The organism is Bradyrhizobium sp. CCBAU 53421 (genome assembly GCF_015291625.1).
GTDB lineage: Bacteria > Pseudomonadota > Alphaproteobacteria > Rhizobiales > Xanthobacteraceae > Bradyrhizobium.
In genome coordinates this window covers 6111921-6128078 of record NZ_CP030047.1, presented here as the reverse complement: position 1 = coordinate 6128078, position 16158 = coordinate 6111921, and the positions used below count along the sequence as shown (strand labels likewise).

Annotated in this window: 15 protein-coding genes; all 15 read left to right on the top strand. The window is 64.0% G+C overall.

The window, feature by feature from the left end:
* Positions 1–153 precede the first annotated feature (153 nt).
* The 15 genes from XH92_RS29100 (at position 154) to XH92_RS29030 (ending at position 16093) form a co-directional block, all read left to right on the top strand.
* On the top strand, positions 154–1308 hold the full coding sequence (locus tag XH92_RS29100; protein WP_210345483.1) for a transporter substrate-binding domain-containing protein: 1155 nt from the start codon (positions 154–156) through the stop codon (positions 1306–1308).
* Positions 1305–1946, top strand: a complete 642-nt coding sequence (locus XH92_RS29095; RefSeq protein WP_092125390.1) for an ANTAR domain-containing response regulator — start codon at positions 1305–1307, stop codon at positions 1944–1946. The genes XH92_RS29100 and XH92_RS29095 overlap by 4 nt, the downstream gene beginning before the upstream one ends.
* A gap of 128 nt (positions 1947–2074) precedes the next feature.
* On the top strand, positions 2075–3325 hold the full coding sequence (locus XH92_RS29090) for a transporter substrate-binding domain-containing protein (RefSeq protein ID WP_194455188.1): 1251 nt from the start codon (positions 2075–2077) through the stop codon (positions 3323–3325).
* Positions 3326–3445: 120 nt separating this feature from the next.
* A complete protein-coding gene (gene urtB, locus XH92_RS29085) occupies positions 3446–4315 on the top strand; it encodes an urea ABC transporter permease subunit UrtB (RefSeq protein WP_194455187.1) in 870 nt (289 codons plus the stop codon).
* Positions 4316–4331: 16 nt separating this feature from the next.
* The gene (gene urtC, locus XH92_RS29080; protein WP_194455186.1) at positions 4332–5471 is read left to right on the top strand and encodes an urea ABC transporter permease subunit UrtC; all 1140 of its coding nucleotides are present in this window, start codon (positions 4332–4334) and stop codon (positions 5469–5471) included.
* A complete protein-coding gene (gene urtD, locus XH92_RS29075) occupies positions 5468–6220 on the top strand; it encodes an urea ABC transporter ATP-binding protein UrtD (protein ID WP_194455185.1) in 753 nt (250 codons plus the stop codon). Before urtC ends, urtD begins: the two co-directional genes overlap by 4 nt.
* Entirely contained in the window at positions 6213–6905 is a 693-nt protein-coding gene (urtE, locus tag XH92_RS29070; protein ID WP_194455184.1) for an urea ABC transporter ATP-binding subunit UrtE, read from the top strand. The genes urtD and urtE overlap by 8 nt, the downstream gene beginning before the upstream one ends.
* A gap of 33 nt (positions 6906–6938) precedes the next feature.
* Positions 6939–7976, top strand: a complete 1038-nt coding sequence (locus XH92_RS29065; protein ID WP_016845713.1) for an aliphatic amidase — start codon at positions 6939–6941, stop codon at positions 7974–7976.
* Between the two features lie 81 nt (positions 7977–8057).
* On the top strand, positions 8058–9392 hold the full coding sequence (locus XH92_RS29060; protein WP_194455183.1) for a cytosine permease: 1335 nt from the start codon (positions 8058–8060) through the stop codon (positions 9390–9392).
* Positions 9393–9426: 34 nt separating this feature from the next.
* A complete protein-coding gene (locus XH92_RS29055) occupies positions 9427–10446 on the top strand; it encodes an alpha/beta fold hydrolase (protein ID WP_194455182.1) in 1020 nt (339 codons plus the stop codon).
* A gap of 49 nt (positions 10447–10495) precedes the next feature.
* Positions 10496–11308: a CbbQ/NirQ/NorQ/GpvN family protein gene (locus XH92_RS29050; protein ID WP_305825371.1), complete on the top strand. Its 813-nt coding sequence runs from the start codon at positions 10496–10498 to the stop codon at positions 11306–11308.
* A gap of 14 nt (positions 11309–11322) precedes the next feature.
* On the top strand, positions 11323–13611 hold the full coding sequence (locus tag XH92_RS29045; RefSeq protein ID WP_194455180.1) for a nitric oxide reductase activation protein NorD: 2289 nt from the start codon (positions 11323–11325) through the stop codon (positions 13609–13611).
* Positions 13612–13814: 203 nt separating this feature from the next.
* Positions 13815–14489: a TonB C-terminal domain-containing protein gene (locus tag XH92_RS29040; RefSeq protein ID WP_194455179.1), complete on the top strand. Its 675-nt coding sequence runs from the start codon at positions 13815–13817 to the stop codon at positions 14487–14489.
* A gap of 10 nt (positions 14490–14499) precedes the next feature.
* Positions 14500–15003, top strand: a complete 504-nt coding sequence (locus XH92_RS29035) for an RNA polymerase sigma factor (protein ID WP_194455178.1) — start codon at positions 14500–14502, stop codon at positions 15001–15003.
* Positions 15004–15097: 94 nt separating this feature from the next.
* A complete protein-coding gene (locus XH92_RS29030; protein WP_194455177.1) occupies positions 15098–16093 on the top strand; it encodes a FecR domain-containing protein in 996 nt (331 codons plus the stop codon).
* Positions 16094–16158: the final 65 nt, after the last annotated feature.

Sequence of the window (16158 nt, the reverse complement as noted above, 5' to 3'; positions counted from 1 at the left end):
CCTTCTTTCGCGTCAGCGTCGCTGACAGGATGAGCTGCGAGGGTCCTTGTCTCGCGGCAGACGACATGCAATCTTCCGCTCCCGGCAATGCTGTTCGAGAGCAACAAGAACAATAATCCCTCTCGTCCCTCCAATTCTGTCGAGGGCCTGATCATGTCGAATCTTACCCAAGCGACCTCCGCTCCGTGGCGGATAGGCGTGCTGTTCTCGCGAACCGGCTTCATGTCGGTGATCGAGGAGACCCAGTATCAGGGCACGCAGCTTGCGATCGAGGAGGTGAACGAAGGGGGCGGGGTCTGCGGCCGCGAGCTGGTTCCGGTCGCTTACGACCCCGGCTCGGATTCGGCGGCCTATGGCCACTACGCCAAACGGTTGATGGTGGAGGATCAGGTCAGCACTATATTCGGCTGCTACACCTCGTCGAGCCGCAAGGCGGTGCTGCCGGTCGTCGAACGGCTGAACGGCCTGCTTTGGTACCCGACGCTCTATGAGGGCTTCGAGGCGTCGCCGAACGTCATCTACACTGGCGCCTCGCCGAATCAGAACAGCCTCGCGCTGTGCCGCTATTTGATGGATACGTTCGGAACGCGTTTCTATTTCGTGGGTTCGGACTACATCTATCCGCGCGAGTCCAACCGGGTGATGCGGGAGCTGCTGAAGAGCAACGGCGGCTCGGTCGTCGGCGAGCGCTATGTCAATGTCTACGCGCGCTGGCAGGACTTTGTCCCGATCATCCAGGACATCAAGCGGGTCAGGCCCGACGTGATCTTCTCGACCGTCGTCGGCGAGGGCACGGTGTTCCTCTATCAGGCCTACGCGAATGTCGGGCTCGATCCCAAGCAGACGCCGATCGCCAGCCTGACCACGACGGAAGCCGAAATCGCCGCCATGGGCTTCGACGTCGGCGAAGGACACGTCACCGCGGCGTCCTATTTCCAGGGCGTCGAGGGCAGCGCCAACAATGCGTTCGTGCAGCGCTTCAAGAAGCGGTTTGGCGCCGATGTCTCGACCAACATGTGCGCCGAGGCATCCTATTTCCAGCTGCATCTGTTTGCCAAAGCGCTCGAGCAGGTCAACTCGCTCGATACCGAAGTGCTCCGCTCGATGGTGTTCGGCACCAGCTTTGATGCACCGCAAGGTGCTGTTACGGTCAACCCGATGTCGGGCCATACCGATCTGTGGACACGCATCGGACGTGCCAACCGCCAGGGACAGTTCGATGTCGTCAGCCAGTCGAAGGAGCCGGTGCATGCGGATCCGTTCCTGATCGGATATGGTCGTGCAACGCAAACAGGAAGCATCCAATGAACGAGCAGTCGCGTAAGCCGTCGCTGAGCCGAGACGTCGGCGGACGCAAGACCATGGTTCAGGAACTTGCCGATCTGTCGGCCGTGGTGGTCGCGCCGGTCGACGATCAGGTCGGCATGCTGCTCCGCGAATTGCAGCGGTTCAGGATGCGGGTGCGTCAGGTCTGGCCGATGCCGGAGAGCGTGCCGGCCGATGCCGACGTGGTGTACTGCGAATACTCGCCGGATCTGGCGCGGCGCCTGCCGTGGATCCCGGGCGATGCGCGTTCGGCGCTGGTCGTGATCCTGCCGGCGACGGAAGCCGTTCATGCCGACGCGCTGTGTCACGCAACACCCAATGCCGTGCTGCCGCGGCCGTTCACGCAGAACGCGGTGTTGTCCAGCCTCGTGCTGGCGCGCAGCCAGTTCAGTTACGAACGGCGGCTGCGCAGCAAGATCGAGAAGCTCGACGACAATCTGCGCTCGATGCGCACGGTGGAGCGCGCCAAGGCCATCCTGATGGCGACGCGCCAGATGCCGGAAACCGAAGCCTATGGATTCATCAGACGGCAGGCGATGGATCGTCGCGTGTCGGCAAGCGCAGTCGCCGCGGCGATTGTTGACTCGTTCGAACTGCTTGGCTACGATCATCAACAGTAAGCCCCAATAGCGGGGCCGGCGGCGATAGCGCCGCCTTCGACACAACCGGCAACAAAGCCCTCCCAATGCTCGCGTAAGCGCGCATCGGGAGGGCTTTTTGTTTTTTCAGTCCTGAAGGGAGCTTAAGGATGAGCATTTCACGGCGGACTTTGCTGAGGAATACCGCGGCGCTTGGCGCATTTGCCGGCGCCGGACTGCCGCATATCTGGATCAAGAACGTCGACCTCGCCTACGCCGCGGGCGGCGAGATCAAGGTCGGCGTGCTGTTCTCGCTGACAGGAACGACCGCAATCATCGAGGAATCGCTCAACAAGGCGACGCTGCTTGCGATCGAGGAAATCAACGCCGCCGGCGGCATCAAGGGCAGCAAGATCGTGCCGATCGTCGAGGATCCGGCGTCCGATCCGGCGACGTTCTCGGAGAAGGCGCGCAAGCTCGTCGTCGGCGACAAATGCGTCAGCGTGTTCGGCTCCTATACGTCGGCGAGCCGCAAGGCGGTGCTTCCGGTCTTCGAGCGGCAGAACAATCTCTATTGGTATCCGACGCTCTACGAAGGCCGCGAGTGCTCGAAGAACGTCATCTACACCGGCGCGGTGCCGAACCAGCAGCAGGACGAGTTCGTGCCCTGGCTGGTCAAGAAGTTCGGCAAGAAATTCTATCTGATCGGCTCCAACTACATCTATCCGAAGGAAGAGAACAACTACTGCAAGAAGCTGCTCGAGAAGCTCGGCGGCGAGGTCGTGGCGGAAGAATATGTGCCGCTCGGCCATTCCGAATTCTCTTCCGTCATCAACAAGATCCGCTCGACGCAGCCGAACGTGATCTTCTCCACCGTGGTCGGCGATTCCGTGGTGGCGCTGCATCGACAGTACAAGGCCGCCGGCCTCGATCCCGAGAAGATGCCGATGGCGAGTCTCACGACCTCCGAGAACGAGGTCGCGGCGATGGGCGGAGAGGCTGCCGCCGGTCACTTCACCTCGGCGCCGTACTTCATGGTGCACAAGTCGCCTGAGAACGAGAAGTTCGTCGAGGCCTACAAGAAGCGCTGGGGCGCCGACAAGGTGACGCATTTCGTCTCGGAGGCCTGCTACTTCCAGACCTATCTGTTCAAGCAGGCGGTCGAGAAGCTTGCGACCAGCGACCTGACGCCGCCGAACATCCGCGACGCGGTCAAGGGCCAGGAAATGATTGCGCCGCAGGGCAAGGTCCGGATCGAGTCGGAGAACCTGCACACCTGGCTATGGCCCAAGATCGCGCAGGCGAAGTCGAACGGCCAGTTCGAGATTCTAGTCGAGGCCAAGGATTGGCTGAAGCCGGTGCCCTACGCGGCCTATCCCGGGCAGTCCTGCACCGAGAAGGGCCTGGTCGAGAAGAGCTGACGGGGGCGGCGATGGCCGTCGGCGTGCGGCGCCGGCGGCCAGCTTCCCGCAACGACAGCGGCCTCTCGCGCGAATGCGCGGGGCGCAGCGCTCAAACGAACATCGAAAGCGGATCCCAACGTGGACCAATTCATCGAACAAATCGTCACCGGACTCAGCATTGGATCGATCCTGCTGCTGGTCGCACTGGGCCTGTCGATCATCTACGGCTCGATGGGCATCATCAATCTCGCCCATGGCGAGTTCGTGATGCTCGGCGCCTATGCCGCCTGGGTGTTCCACACCTATCTCGGGCTCGGCCTGCTGGCGAGCCTGGTTCCGATCTTCCTGGTGGTTGCCGCGTTCGGCTGGGTTATCGAACGCTACGTGCTGAGCCTGCTCAACAACCGGCCGCTCGACACGATCCTCGCTACCTGGGGCGTCGGCATCATGCTGCAGCAGGCGGTGCGGCTGATGGTCGGCAGCGAGCTACGCTATGTGCAGCTGCCGCCGGCGCTGTCCGACAGCATGGATGTGCTCGGCATCCCGATATCGTCGTACCGGGTGTTCCTGTTCGGGGTGTCGATCGCGTTGTTCGGCGCGACCTGGTTGCTGATGAACCGCACCACGGTCGGGATGAAGCTGCGTGCCATCATCCAGGACCGTTCGGTCGCTGCCTCGTTCGGCATCAACGCCAAGCGCGTCTATGCGCTGACCTTCGCCTATGGCGCGGGCCTTGCGGGCCTAGCCGGCGCGCTGGTGTCGCCTCTCAAGAGCGTGTCGCCCGATATGGGCACCGGCTACGTGGTCGACGCCTTCATGGTGGTCGTGCTCGGCGGTGTGCAGAGCCTCGCCGGCACCGTGGCGAGCGCCTTCATCCTCGGCGAGCTCTCCGGCGGGATCGCCTTCCTGCAGAACGACACGGTGGCCAAGGCGATCGTGCTGCTCGCCATCGTCGTGCTCATCCGTTTCCGCCCCGAGGGGCTTTTCACCGCACGCGTGCGGGCCTGAGACAGATCGCTCATCTATGCCGTCGAATGCAACTACATCGAGCGGATTGCAGCGCCTGATCGCGCAGCTCGCACCTCTGCTCATCGTCTGCGCCGTGGTGTTCTCGCTCCCGGTGCTGCTCAACAATGACTTCCTGCTCAACAAGGTCGCGCGCTATCTGGTGCTCGGCATCCTCACGGTGTCACTCGGGTTGTCCTGGGGCTTCGGCGGCATCCTGAATCTCGGCCAGGCGATGAGCTTCGGGCTTGGCTCCTACGCCATGGCGATGGCCCTGAAGCTCAAGACCGTGCCGGTGCATACCGGGGCGAGTGGACTGCCGGACTTCATGGTCTGGAACAACGTCCAGCATTTGCCGTGGTTCTGGGAGCCGTTCCGCTCGCTCAGCTTCGCGATTGCTGCGGGCTTGATCGTGCCGGCGCTGGTTGCCGCGGCGCTCGGCTGGTTCATGTTCCGCGGCCGTGTCACCGGCGTCTACGTCTCGATCATCACGCTCGCCACCATGGTGGTGATCAATCTCGTGATCATCGACCAGCAGAGCTACACCGGCGGTTTCAACGGCATCACCGATCTGGCCCAGCTCGAGATCTTCGGCGTCGCGTTCGATGCCTATGGTCGTGCGACCTACTACCTCGTCGCCGGCTGCGTGCTGCTCAGCCTGCTGGTCGCCTTTGCCTTCACGAAGTCCAAGGCGGGCCTGATCGTGCAGGCGATCCGCGATCACGAGAGCAGGGTGCGCTACTTCGGTTATGACGTCGCGCTCTACCAGATCTTCGTGTTCGCGCTGTCGGCCGCGATCGCGGGCCTCGCCGGCATGCTCTACACGGTGGTGATGGAGTTTGCCTCGCCGACCTTCCTCGGCGTGCAACTCTCGCTTTCGGTGGTGGTGTGGTGCGCCGTCGGCGGCAGGCAAAGTCTGGTCGGCGCTTTCCTCGGCGCCGTGCTGGTCGCGGGCATGCAGGGCGCGCTGTCGGAATCCGCGGCGTTCCTGGAAACCTGGACGCTGGTGATGGGCGCGCTGTTCGTGCTCGTGGTGCTGTTCCTGCCGAAGGGGCTTGCCGGCCTCGCGCAGGCCACTTGGCGCTGGGTTATCCAGCGCAGACAGGCCGCCAGCGGCGCGGTTGCACGGGGTGTCAGCCAGACGGAGGGCAGCACATGAGCTCCCATCTCGATCTCCGCGACGTCTCGGTCAGCTTCAATGGTTTCAAGGCGCTCAATTCGCTCAACATGAGCGTGCGCAAGGGTGAGTTGCGCTGCCTGATCGGGCCGAACGGCGCCGGCAAGACCACGGCGCTGGACATCATCTGCGGCAAGGTCAAGCCGAGCGCCGGCACCGTCAGCTTTGACGGCACCCCGCTGCAGGATCTCGAGGAATACGAGATCGCCCGCGCCGGTGTCGGCCGCAAGTTCCAGGTGCCCAGTGTGTTCCGCGAGCTCTCGGTCAGCGAGAATCTCGACGTGGCGCGGGCACGCCGCACCTCCGTGCTCGGCAATCTGCGCTGGAATATTGGCAATGCCGGACGCGAAGACATCGAACGTCTTGCCGAGCTGGTCGGGCTCACGGAGCAGCTCGACCGGCCGGCCGCCTATCTGTCGCACGGCCAGACCCAGTGGCTGGAGATCGGCATGCTGGTCGCCCAGGATGCCGAGCTGATCCTGATGGATGAACCCACCGCCGGCATGACGGCGCAGGAAACCCGCAAGACCGCTGAGCTGTTCGCGCGGCTGAAGGGCAGGCACACGCTGATCGTGGTCGAGCACGACATGGGCTTCGTCAAGGCGATCGGCGACATCATCTCGGTGATGCATATGGGTCAGATGCTGGCCGAGGGCACCGCCGCAGAGGTCGAGGCGCATCCGGAAGTGCGCCGCGCCTATCTCGGATCGGGAGGCATCAGCCATGCTTGAGCTGACCGACGTCGACGCGTTCTATGGCAACAGCCGCGCCCTGCAGGGCATCAACCTGATGGTCGGCAACGGCGAATTCCTCTCGGTGCTCGGCCGCAACGGCGTCGGCAAGACCACGCTGATGCGCAGCATCCTTGGCCTGATGGACCGGTGCACCGGACGCCTGTCGCTCGACGGCGCCGACATCTCGCCGCTGCGGACCTATCAGCGTGCCAAGGCGGGCATCGCCTATGTGCCGCAGGGCCGCGGCATCCTGCCGAAGTTCACCGTACGCGAGAATTTGACGCTCGGGACCTTTGCGGCGAAATCGGCCAACGGCATTGAGGAATGGGTGCTCGAGCTGTTTCCGGTGCTCAAGGATTTTCTCAATCGCTACGGCGGCAATCTTTCAGGCGGCCAGCAGCAGCAGCTTGCGATCGCGCGCGCGCTGCTTGCCAAGCCGAAGGTCATCCTGCTGGACGAGCCGACCGAGGGCATCCAGCCGAACATCGTCGAGCAGATCGAGGACGTGATCACGCGCCTCAACCGCGAGCGCGGCATCACGGTCGTGCTGGTGGAACAGAATGTCGCGTTCGCGCGGCGCGCGTCTCACCGCTTCGCGTTGCTCGAAAAGGGACGCGTCGTCGCCAAGGGCGCGATCGGTGAGCTCACCGATGATCTCATCCAGCTGCACATGGCCGTGTAGCGGGAACTATCGTTCAGGAAAGGGAGTCGAGACATGTTGCATGGAGATATATCGAGCAGCAAGGACACGGTCGGCGTCGCCGTGGTCAATTACAAGATGCCGCGCCTGCACACCAAGGCCGAGGTGCTGGATAACGCGCGCAACATCGCCAAGATGGTCGAAGGCATGAAGCTCGGCCTGCCGGGCATGGATCTCGTGATCTTCCCGGAATACTCGACGCACGGCATCATGTACGACTCCAAGGAGATGTACGAGACGGCTTCGTCGGTGCCGGGCGAGGAGACCCGCATCTTCGCCGACGCCTGCCGCAAGGCCAAGGTCTGGGGCGTGTTCTCGCTGACCGGCGAGCGCCACGAGGAGCACCCCAACAAGGCGCCGTACAACACGCTGATCCTGATGAACGACAAGGGCGAGATCGTCCAGAAGTATCGCAAGATCATGCCGTGGGTGCCGATCGAGGGCTGGTATCCCGGCGACTGCACCTACGTCTCGGAGGGACCGAAGGGCCTCAAGATCAGCCTGATCATCTGCGACGACGGCAACTACCCGGAGATCTGGCGTGACTGCGCGATGCGCGGCGCCGAGCTGATCGTCCGCTGTCAGGGCTACATGTATCCGGCCAAGGAGCAGCAGATCCAGATCTCGAAATCGATGGCCTGGGCCAACAACTGCTACGTCGCGGTCGCCAACGCATCGGGCTTCGACGGCGTCTATTCCTACTTCGGCCATTCCGCGCTCATCGGCTTCGACGGCCGTACGCTCGGGGAGTGCGGCACCGAGGAGAACGGCATCCAGTACGCCCAGCTCTCGGTGTCGCTGATCCGCGACGCCCGCCGCAACATGCAGTCGCAGAACCATCTCTTCAAGCTGATGCATCGCGGCTACACCGGCCTGATCAACTCCGGCGACGGTGACCGCGGGCACGCGGTCTGCCCGTACACCTTCTACAAGAACTGGATCACAGATCCCGAAGGTACCCGGGAGATGGTTGAAGCCATGACCCGTCCGACCGTCGGGACCGACGAATGTCCGATCGAGGGCATTCCGAACCAGAAAGTCGCACATCGTTGATTGGAGAAGTCGGGCTGTGCCGGCGCGATCATTCGCGCCGGCGCGGTTCTGAAACTGTTGCAAGGGGAAACGGGGGTTACCATGAGCAGCCAAGCGAATAGCGGACTGGTCCATCAGACCGAAGGACAGATCGACGACCTTCTCGGTCACGAATTCGAGCACGAGCCGGTGCCGATGACTGCCCGGCGCAGCGCCTTCTCGGTCACCATGGTGTGGCTGGGCTTTCCGATGATCATTACCGGCGCGATGACCGGATCGTTGCTGGTGCTCGGCATGGGCTTCAAGAATGCGCTGGTGGCCATGATCGTCGGCAATCTGATCATGTTCGCCTATGTCGGCGCGCTCGGCCTGATCGGCACCAGGCGCGGCATGAACTTCGCGCTGATTGCGAGCATCGTGTTCGGAAAGAAGGGTTATGTGCTGGCCTCGGGCCTGCTGTCGACCCTGCTGCTCGGCTGGTACGCGGTGCAGACCGGTATCACCGGCGCATTGATCTCCTCGACATACGGCCTCAATTATGTGGCGATGACCATCGTCGCGGGCGTGCTCTATATCGGGATCACCTTCGTCGGCGTGAAGGGATTGCATTATATCGGGCTGGCGTCGGTGCCGCTGTTTGTCGTGCTCGGCCTCTGGGTCGCGGCCGATGCCGCGTCGACCACGACGGCAGCGGCGATCTTCGGTTATGCCGGCAACAATGGCGTCGCCAGCATGTCGATGGGCGTCGGCCTCACCGTGGTGCTCGCGCTGTTCATCGACGCCGGCACGGTGACCGCGGACTTCAACCGCTGGGCGCCGAGCCCGCGGGCGTCGCTGTTCGCCACGTTCAGCGCGTTCCCGTTCGCCAACCTGGTGGCGATGCTGGTCGGCGGTGTGATGACGGCTGCGCTTGCGGTGCCGAACGCCAATCCATTCGGCGTCGACAACATGTTCGGCTTCATGAACGGCAAGCAGCTCACCTGGCTCAGCATTCTCGCGTTCATCTTTCTCTACACCAACCTCGGTTCGGTCTGCTCGCACTGTCTTTACAATGCGGCCACCGGCTGGTCGCGCATCCTCGGCACCAACATGCGGTTGATGGCCGTGATCCTCGGCGCCATCGGCATCGTCGTTGCCGCGGGCAACGTCTGGGCGTTCTTCATCCAGTGGCTGTCGCTGCTCGGCATCCTCGTGCCGCCGATCGGCGCGATCATCCTGGTCGATCAGTATTTGCTGCGAACCGAGGCGCGTGCGGATGTGGACTGGCGCGCGAAGCCGTTCATCGCCTGGGGCATCGGGTCGCTGTGCGCCTTTGCGGTTGAAAATCTCATGCCGGGGCTGTCCACTGCGATCTCTGCCGCGCTGGTCGCCGGCATCGTGTACGGAGCGATCGCGCGGGCGGAGTCTTCCACCGAGAAGGTGGCGCGTCCGGCGTAAGCGACAAGCTCGATCAAGCAAGAAGGATACATCAATGAGCGTCGACTATCAGATCTATGATCTCGGCAATTTGACCTTGCAGCGCGGTGCCACGCTCCGCGACTGCAAGCTCGCCTACAAGACATTTGGCCAGCTCAACGCGGCTAAGGACAACGTGATCGTCTATCCGACCTGGTACTCCGGCCAGCATTACGACAATGAATGGCTGATCGGGCCGGGCATGGCGCTCGATCCGGAAAAATACTTCATCATCATTCCCAACATGCTGGGCAACGGCCTGTCGTCGTCGCCGAGCAACATGCCGGAGCCGTACAATGGGCCACGTTTCCCTCAGGTGACGGCCTACGACAATGTACGCGCCCAGCACCGGCTGGTGACCGAGAAATTCGGCATCAAGCACATCCGTCTGGTCGTCGGCTGGTCGATGGGTGCGTTGCAGACGTTCCATTGGGGCGCGCTCTATCCCGACATGATTGACCTGCTGGCGCCGTTCTGCGGCTCGGCCAAGTGCTCGCGCCACAATTATGTGTTCCTCGAAGGCGTGAAGGCGGCACTCACCGCGGATGCGGCATGGAAGGAGGGCTGGTACACCGACAAGCCGGCCCGCGGCTTGCGCGCCGCCGCGCGGGTCTATGCCGGCTGGGGCTTTTCGCAGGCCTTCTATCGCGAGCAGCTCGACATCAAGACGCTGGGCTATTCGTCGCTTGAGGATTTCCTGGTGGCGTTCTGGGAAGGCTTCTTCCTGCCGAAGGATCCCAACAACCTGCTGACCATGCTGTGGACCTGGCAGCACGGCGACATCAGCGACAACGAGATCTACAACGGCGACTTCAAGGCTGCGCTGAAGGCGATCAAGGCCAAGACCTATGTCATGCCGGGGCAGACCGATCTCTACTTCCCGCCAGAAGACAGCGAGAACGAGGTTGCGAACATGCCGAACGCCAAGTTCGTGCCGGTGCCGTCGATCTGGGGCCACTTCGCGGGCGGGCCGGGGACCAACCCGGTCGATGTCGCCTTCATCGATAGCAAGCTTAGGGAATTGCTCGCATCGTGACGCCTCTCGATTGTGAACGGCTGCCTGCGCGATCATGGGAGGCGTGAGCTTGTCCAATCCCGCTTTGCTGCTCGACCAGTACCGCATCCGGCAGGAACCGTACTACCGGCCGCTCAAGGATGAGGTCGAACTGTTCGGTGCAGCCTATGCGAACCGCATGCCGGTGATGCTGAAAGGCCCCACCGGCTGCGGCAAGACCCGCTTCATCGAATACATGGCCTGGCGGCTCGGCCGCCCGCTCATCACGGTCGCCTGTCACGAGGACATGACGGCAGCGGATCTGGTCGGGCGCTGGCTGCTGGACGCAGAGGGGACGGTGTGGAGCGACGGGCCGCTGACGACGGCAGTGCGTCTTGGCGCAATCTGCTACCTCGACGAGATCGTCGAGGCGCGCCAGGACACCACGGTCGTGATCCATCCGTTGACCGACGACCGGCGCGTGCTGCCGCTGGAAAAGCGCGGCGAGCTGATCCACGCCCATTCCGACTTCCAGCTCGTGATCTCCTACAATCCGGGCTACCAGAGCGCGATCAAGGACCTCAAGGAGTCCACCAAGCAGCGCTTCGCGGCGCTGGATTTCGGCTACCCGGACCGGTCGGCGGAAACCGAAGTGGTGTCGCGCGAGGCCGGCATCGAACCCAACCTCGCCGATCTCCTGGTGAAGATCGCCCAGCACAGCCGCAATTTGAAGGGCCAGGGTCTCGACGAAGGCGCCTCGACCCGGATGCTGGTCAATGCGGGCCGCTTGATCGGATGCGGCATCAGTCTCGAAAAGGCCTGCGAGACCACGATCGTCGTTCCGTTGACCGACGATGTGGACACCAGGAACACGTTGCGTGACGTGATCGCGGCCTCTGCGTGAATGGAATCTGCGAGGTGGCGGTCGCGCAAATCAGTTCGCTCGATGGCTTCCGATCCGGACGTCGGCTTGCGGCACTGTTGCGCGGCCACGATGAGATCGCTGTGGCGGTGCAGACGGCAAGGGCCGCCTTGCACCGGATGGGTTCGTTCGATCGTCTGGCGGCCTGGGACGAGACGGTGCACGACCTGTTCGAGGCCAATCTCGGCCAAGCCGTGCTACTCGGCTTTCTGAAGCTATCGGAGCAATGGCCGGCGCAGCGATCGACCGATGATCTGATCGCGATCGGACGCGCCACAGGCGACATCGGACGCAGCGCCGGAAGCCGCGCCGCTCATGGATTGCTGACCGAATTGTCCAAGGTGCTGCCGCGGCTTACGGATGCTGGAGAACTCACCGCCGTACTCGCTGCGCTTGGCCAACTCGCGGATGCAGGCCCGGAATCGGTTGGCCTTGCGATCGGCCGGCTGGAGCCGCTGCTCGCGCATGCCGGGACCGGTGACTTCTCAGCCTGGGTTTCGGCTGGCCTGCGCGCAAGCGGCGGCCGCGCCGCGCGAAGGCGCGCCTATTTCGCGCTCGACGATCCGCTGTCTGCGCGGTTGTTCGCGGTCGGCCGGACCGGCGATGATTTTGCAAGGCTGGAGAAGCGCCTCTCCGCCACCACGCTTGCGCTGTGGAACAAGAAGCCGCGCTTCCGCAAGCTTGCCGTTGCACCGACGCCGGTGCCGCGGCGCGCCTCGCTCACCGCCGGCCTGATCGGGCTTCCGGAGACTTTCCCCGGATTCGCGGGCGAGGGGGCGGACAGCATCTATCTTGCCGCGGTCGCACATGCCGGAGCGCATCTCGTGCATTCCACCGTCCGCTTTCCGGTGGGCCGGCTGAAGGCGCTGCAGATTGCGCTGGTCTCGCTGATCGAGGATGCCAGGGTCGAGACGCTGGCGCTCCGCGAGATGCCCGGGCTGCGCCGGCTGTGGTTGCCATTTCACAGCGTGACGCCAACAGGCCAGGCAACTGCCGCCGGACTGATGGTCCGGTTGGCACGGGCGCTGATCGATCCGGACTATCAGGACCCGGACGCGTGGGTGACCAAGGGGCGGAGGCTGTTTGCCGAAGCCGCCGGTCGCTGGATCGATCCGGCCATCAGCCGCGAGATCGGCGGGCTGCTCGGCAACGACATCGGGCAGATGCGGCTGCAATTCAATGCCAAGAGCTACGTCGTCGAACCGGCCTATCGCGACGACAATCTGGCACTGTGGGATTTTGGCGATCAGCCGGACAGCCCGACCGAGACGATCGAACTTGCGGTCGATTCCGTCCGAATGGAGCGCCGTGACGACGTCGATGGGCAGTCCACCGACGACAACGCAAAGCCCGACGAGACGCTGCGCGTGAAGGCCGCAGCGGTGACGTTGCTGGACGGATTTCCGGTCGCGACCTATCCGGAGTGGGATTATGCCGCGCGCACCGAGCGGGCGGACTGGACCACGATCCTGGAGGCTGATGCCGCGGTTTCCGCGCAACCGTTCGATCCGCCGACGGACACGGAGACGACCCGTTGGGTCACGAGGTTGACCCGCGACGCTTCGATCGGCCGCCGCATCAGACACAAGGGCCAGCGCGACGGCGACGCGCTCGACATCGACGCGGCGATCGCACTGACGATCGAGCGCCGCACCGGCAGCATCAGCGAGCCCAGGGTCTACCAGCGCGATGCGCCGGGACCGCGCGATCTTGCCGTCCTGCTGCTGCTCGACCTGTCGCAATCGACCGCCGACCGCGATCGTCGCGGCCGGACGGTTCTCGACGTCGAGCGCAAGGCGGCAGCGATCATGGCGACGGCGGTCGAGGCCGCCAATGACGCGATCGCGGTGCACGGCTTCAGCTCCGACGGCCGCGAGCGGGTGCGCTATCTCCGCATCAAGGGCTTCGAGGAGCCGATGGACGCCGTCGTGCGTTCGCGTCTCGCGGGCCTTGGCAGCAGCCATTCCACCCGCCTCGGTGCCGCGTTGCGCCACGCCGGGGGCTACCTCGCCGGGCGGCGTGCGTTCCGCAAGGTGCTGCTGGTTCTGACCGACGGCGAGCCGTCCGACGTCGATGTGCCAGATCCGCAATATCTGGTGGAGGACGCGCGCCGTGCCGCGCAGCAGCTGCGGCGGCGCGGCACCGATATCTTTGCCTTCGGCATCGGTGAGGACAGATTTCCCCAGCTCGATCGCATCTTCGGCGAGCGCTATGCGCTCCGGGTACCCCGCATCGAGGTGTTGCCGCAACGGGTGATGCAGCTTTATGCGGAACTGAAGAAATAGTGCCGCCGTCCCGAGCGGGCTCGGATCGTCCTCCAAGGGCCTACGCACCGCTGTCACACTTCGACGCTAACGTTGCAGGTTGGACACAGTCGCCCGCCTGGGACACAATCGACGCGGATACGATGAGCATTGGATATCTTTCGAGGGGCTTGGCAGGGCGCCCCTCAGACGCTCGTCGGCTGTGCGTGTTGATGTGCCTCTGCATGCTGGGCGCGGGCAGCGATGTCGCGATGGGGCAGGAGAGCCCGATTGCTCCTGCGCCGCGCCTCACATTCGATATTCCCGCGCAACCCCTGACGTCCGCACTGGAAAGTTACGGCGCCACGTCGCGGCGTGAGGTGCTCTATGATGCGCGGCTTGCGACCGGCCGGGTCTCAGGCGAGGTGAGGGGCGTCTTCGCGCCGTCCGAAGCCTTGCAGATCCTGCTTGATGGCACCGGTCTTGTCGGCCGCCTGACGTCGGAGAATGCAGTGGTGATCGTGCCCTTGGCCCCGGCCGCCGGGCAGCGCACGACGCCCGACGTCGATGTGCGAAAAGGCGATCCGGTCGTTCGCGCCCGCTACTATGCCGTGGTGCAGGAGCGTGTTCGGGAGGCGTTCTGCAAGGACGCTATGCTGCGGCCAGGCCGCTACCGGATCGCCGTGCAGTTCTGGATCGCTCCGACGGGCTCGGTGCAACAGACCAGACTTTTGAGCAAGACCGGCGACGACCGCGTCGACAACGCGATCGAGACGACGCTTCGCGGATTGACAATGAATGAGGTACCGCCGCCCGGCATCTCGCAACCCCTCACGATGGTCGTTGCGCCGCGTCCGTCGGAACGGATGCAGGACTGCGCTGGGATCGACGCAATCCGTACTAGCGGTGGGACGAACTGAACGTGCCGCAATGAGTGACGCAACCCGGACCATGCTGCGCAGCTTCCTGGCTGCCCGTTACGATGATCTCAAGCTGCGGCTGAGCCGTCGTCTCGGTTCGGCGGAGCTTGCGAGCGATGCGTTGCAGGACACCTATGTGCGTCTCGGGCGGGCCGAGGTGGCGGGGTCGGTGCAAAGCCCGGCGGCCTATCTGTTCCGGATGGCCTTCAACGTAGCAATCGACCGGCAGCGGGCCGAGAAACGGCGTCTGGCGCACAATGAGGTTCAGGACCTGCTTCATATTGTGGACGATGCGCCGGGACCCGGTCAGATCACGGAGGCTCGCTTCGAGATCGAGGCCCTGGAGAAGGCGATCGCGGAGCTGACGCCGCGCCGCCGGGTCATCCTGCTGGCGGCGCGGCTTCAGGGGATGCCGCAGCGGGAAATTGCCAGCCGGCTCGGGGTCTCGTTGCGCCTGGTTGAGAAGGAACTTCGCCTCGCGCAGGAACACTGCGCGCTGAAGCTGGGAAAATAGTTGTGCGGTTGATGGCTATCGCGAACGTCAAGTGGATAGGCGGACGGTTCGGCCGCGGAGGCTGCCGTTTGCGTGCGCAGCGAGGCGAGGCCGCATGACGCGCGAAGGCGGCAAATCGACGATAGGGCTCGGAGCGATGGAGCGGGAGGCACATGCCTGGGTGAGGCGCTTGACGTCCGGAGACGCAACGGTCGAGGACGCTGACGCATTCCAGCTGTGGCGGCAGCAGAGCGCTGCCCATGCCGCTGCTTTTGCGAAGGCAAGCAGGCTTTGGGAGACGGTTGGCCAGGCCGGCCATAACCTCCGCTATGGTCCCGCGTCGCTGGGTGTGTTGCTTGACGGCGAGGCAAAGCGCGTGATGACCCGCAGGCTGATGCTCGGCGGGGGACTTGCGACCGCAGCTGCCGCCGTCGGTGCGGTGACGCTGCGGCCGCCGCTCGAGCTTTGGCCGTCATGGTCCGAGCTTGCTGCCGACTACCGGACCGGTACGGGAGAGCAGCGCAAGGTTGCCTTGAGCGACAATGTGTCGATCAACCTCGACACACGAACCAGCATCGCGCTGCGCCCGGATCATGGCGACACCAGCCGGATCGAGTTGATCACGGGACAGGCATCGATCGCGACGACCCCGCAGCAGTCACGGCCGGTGACGGTGATCGCGTCCAGTGGTCAGACGGTTGCATCGCAAGCGTCATTCGACGTGCGCTACCTCGGAGCCGAGGTGCGCGTCACTTGCCTCGGCGGCGAGGTTCGCGTCGAGCATCAGGGAAATGCCCGGACCGTTCGCGAAAGGCAGCAGGTCGGCTATGACGAGCGGCGCTTGAGCGACATCGTCGCGATCGATCCGGCCGTCGAGGCGGCCTGGCAGGAGGGATTGCTGATCTTCCGCTACACGCCGCTGCCCAAGGTCGTGCAGGAGGTGAACCGGTACCGGTCGGGCCGGATCTTCATCGTCAACGCCGAGCTCAATGCCCACCTGATCAACGGCCGCTTCCATATCGATCGGATCGACGAGGTCCTCCTGCAGCTCGAGCAAGCTTTTGGCGTGAAAGCGAAAACACTTCCCGGCGGCATCGTGCTGCTCAGCTGAGGAGGGGCCGGGCGGCCTAGAAAAAAAGTTCATGTCCGGCGTGCGGGTCGGCCCATTCGGGATCG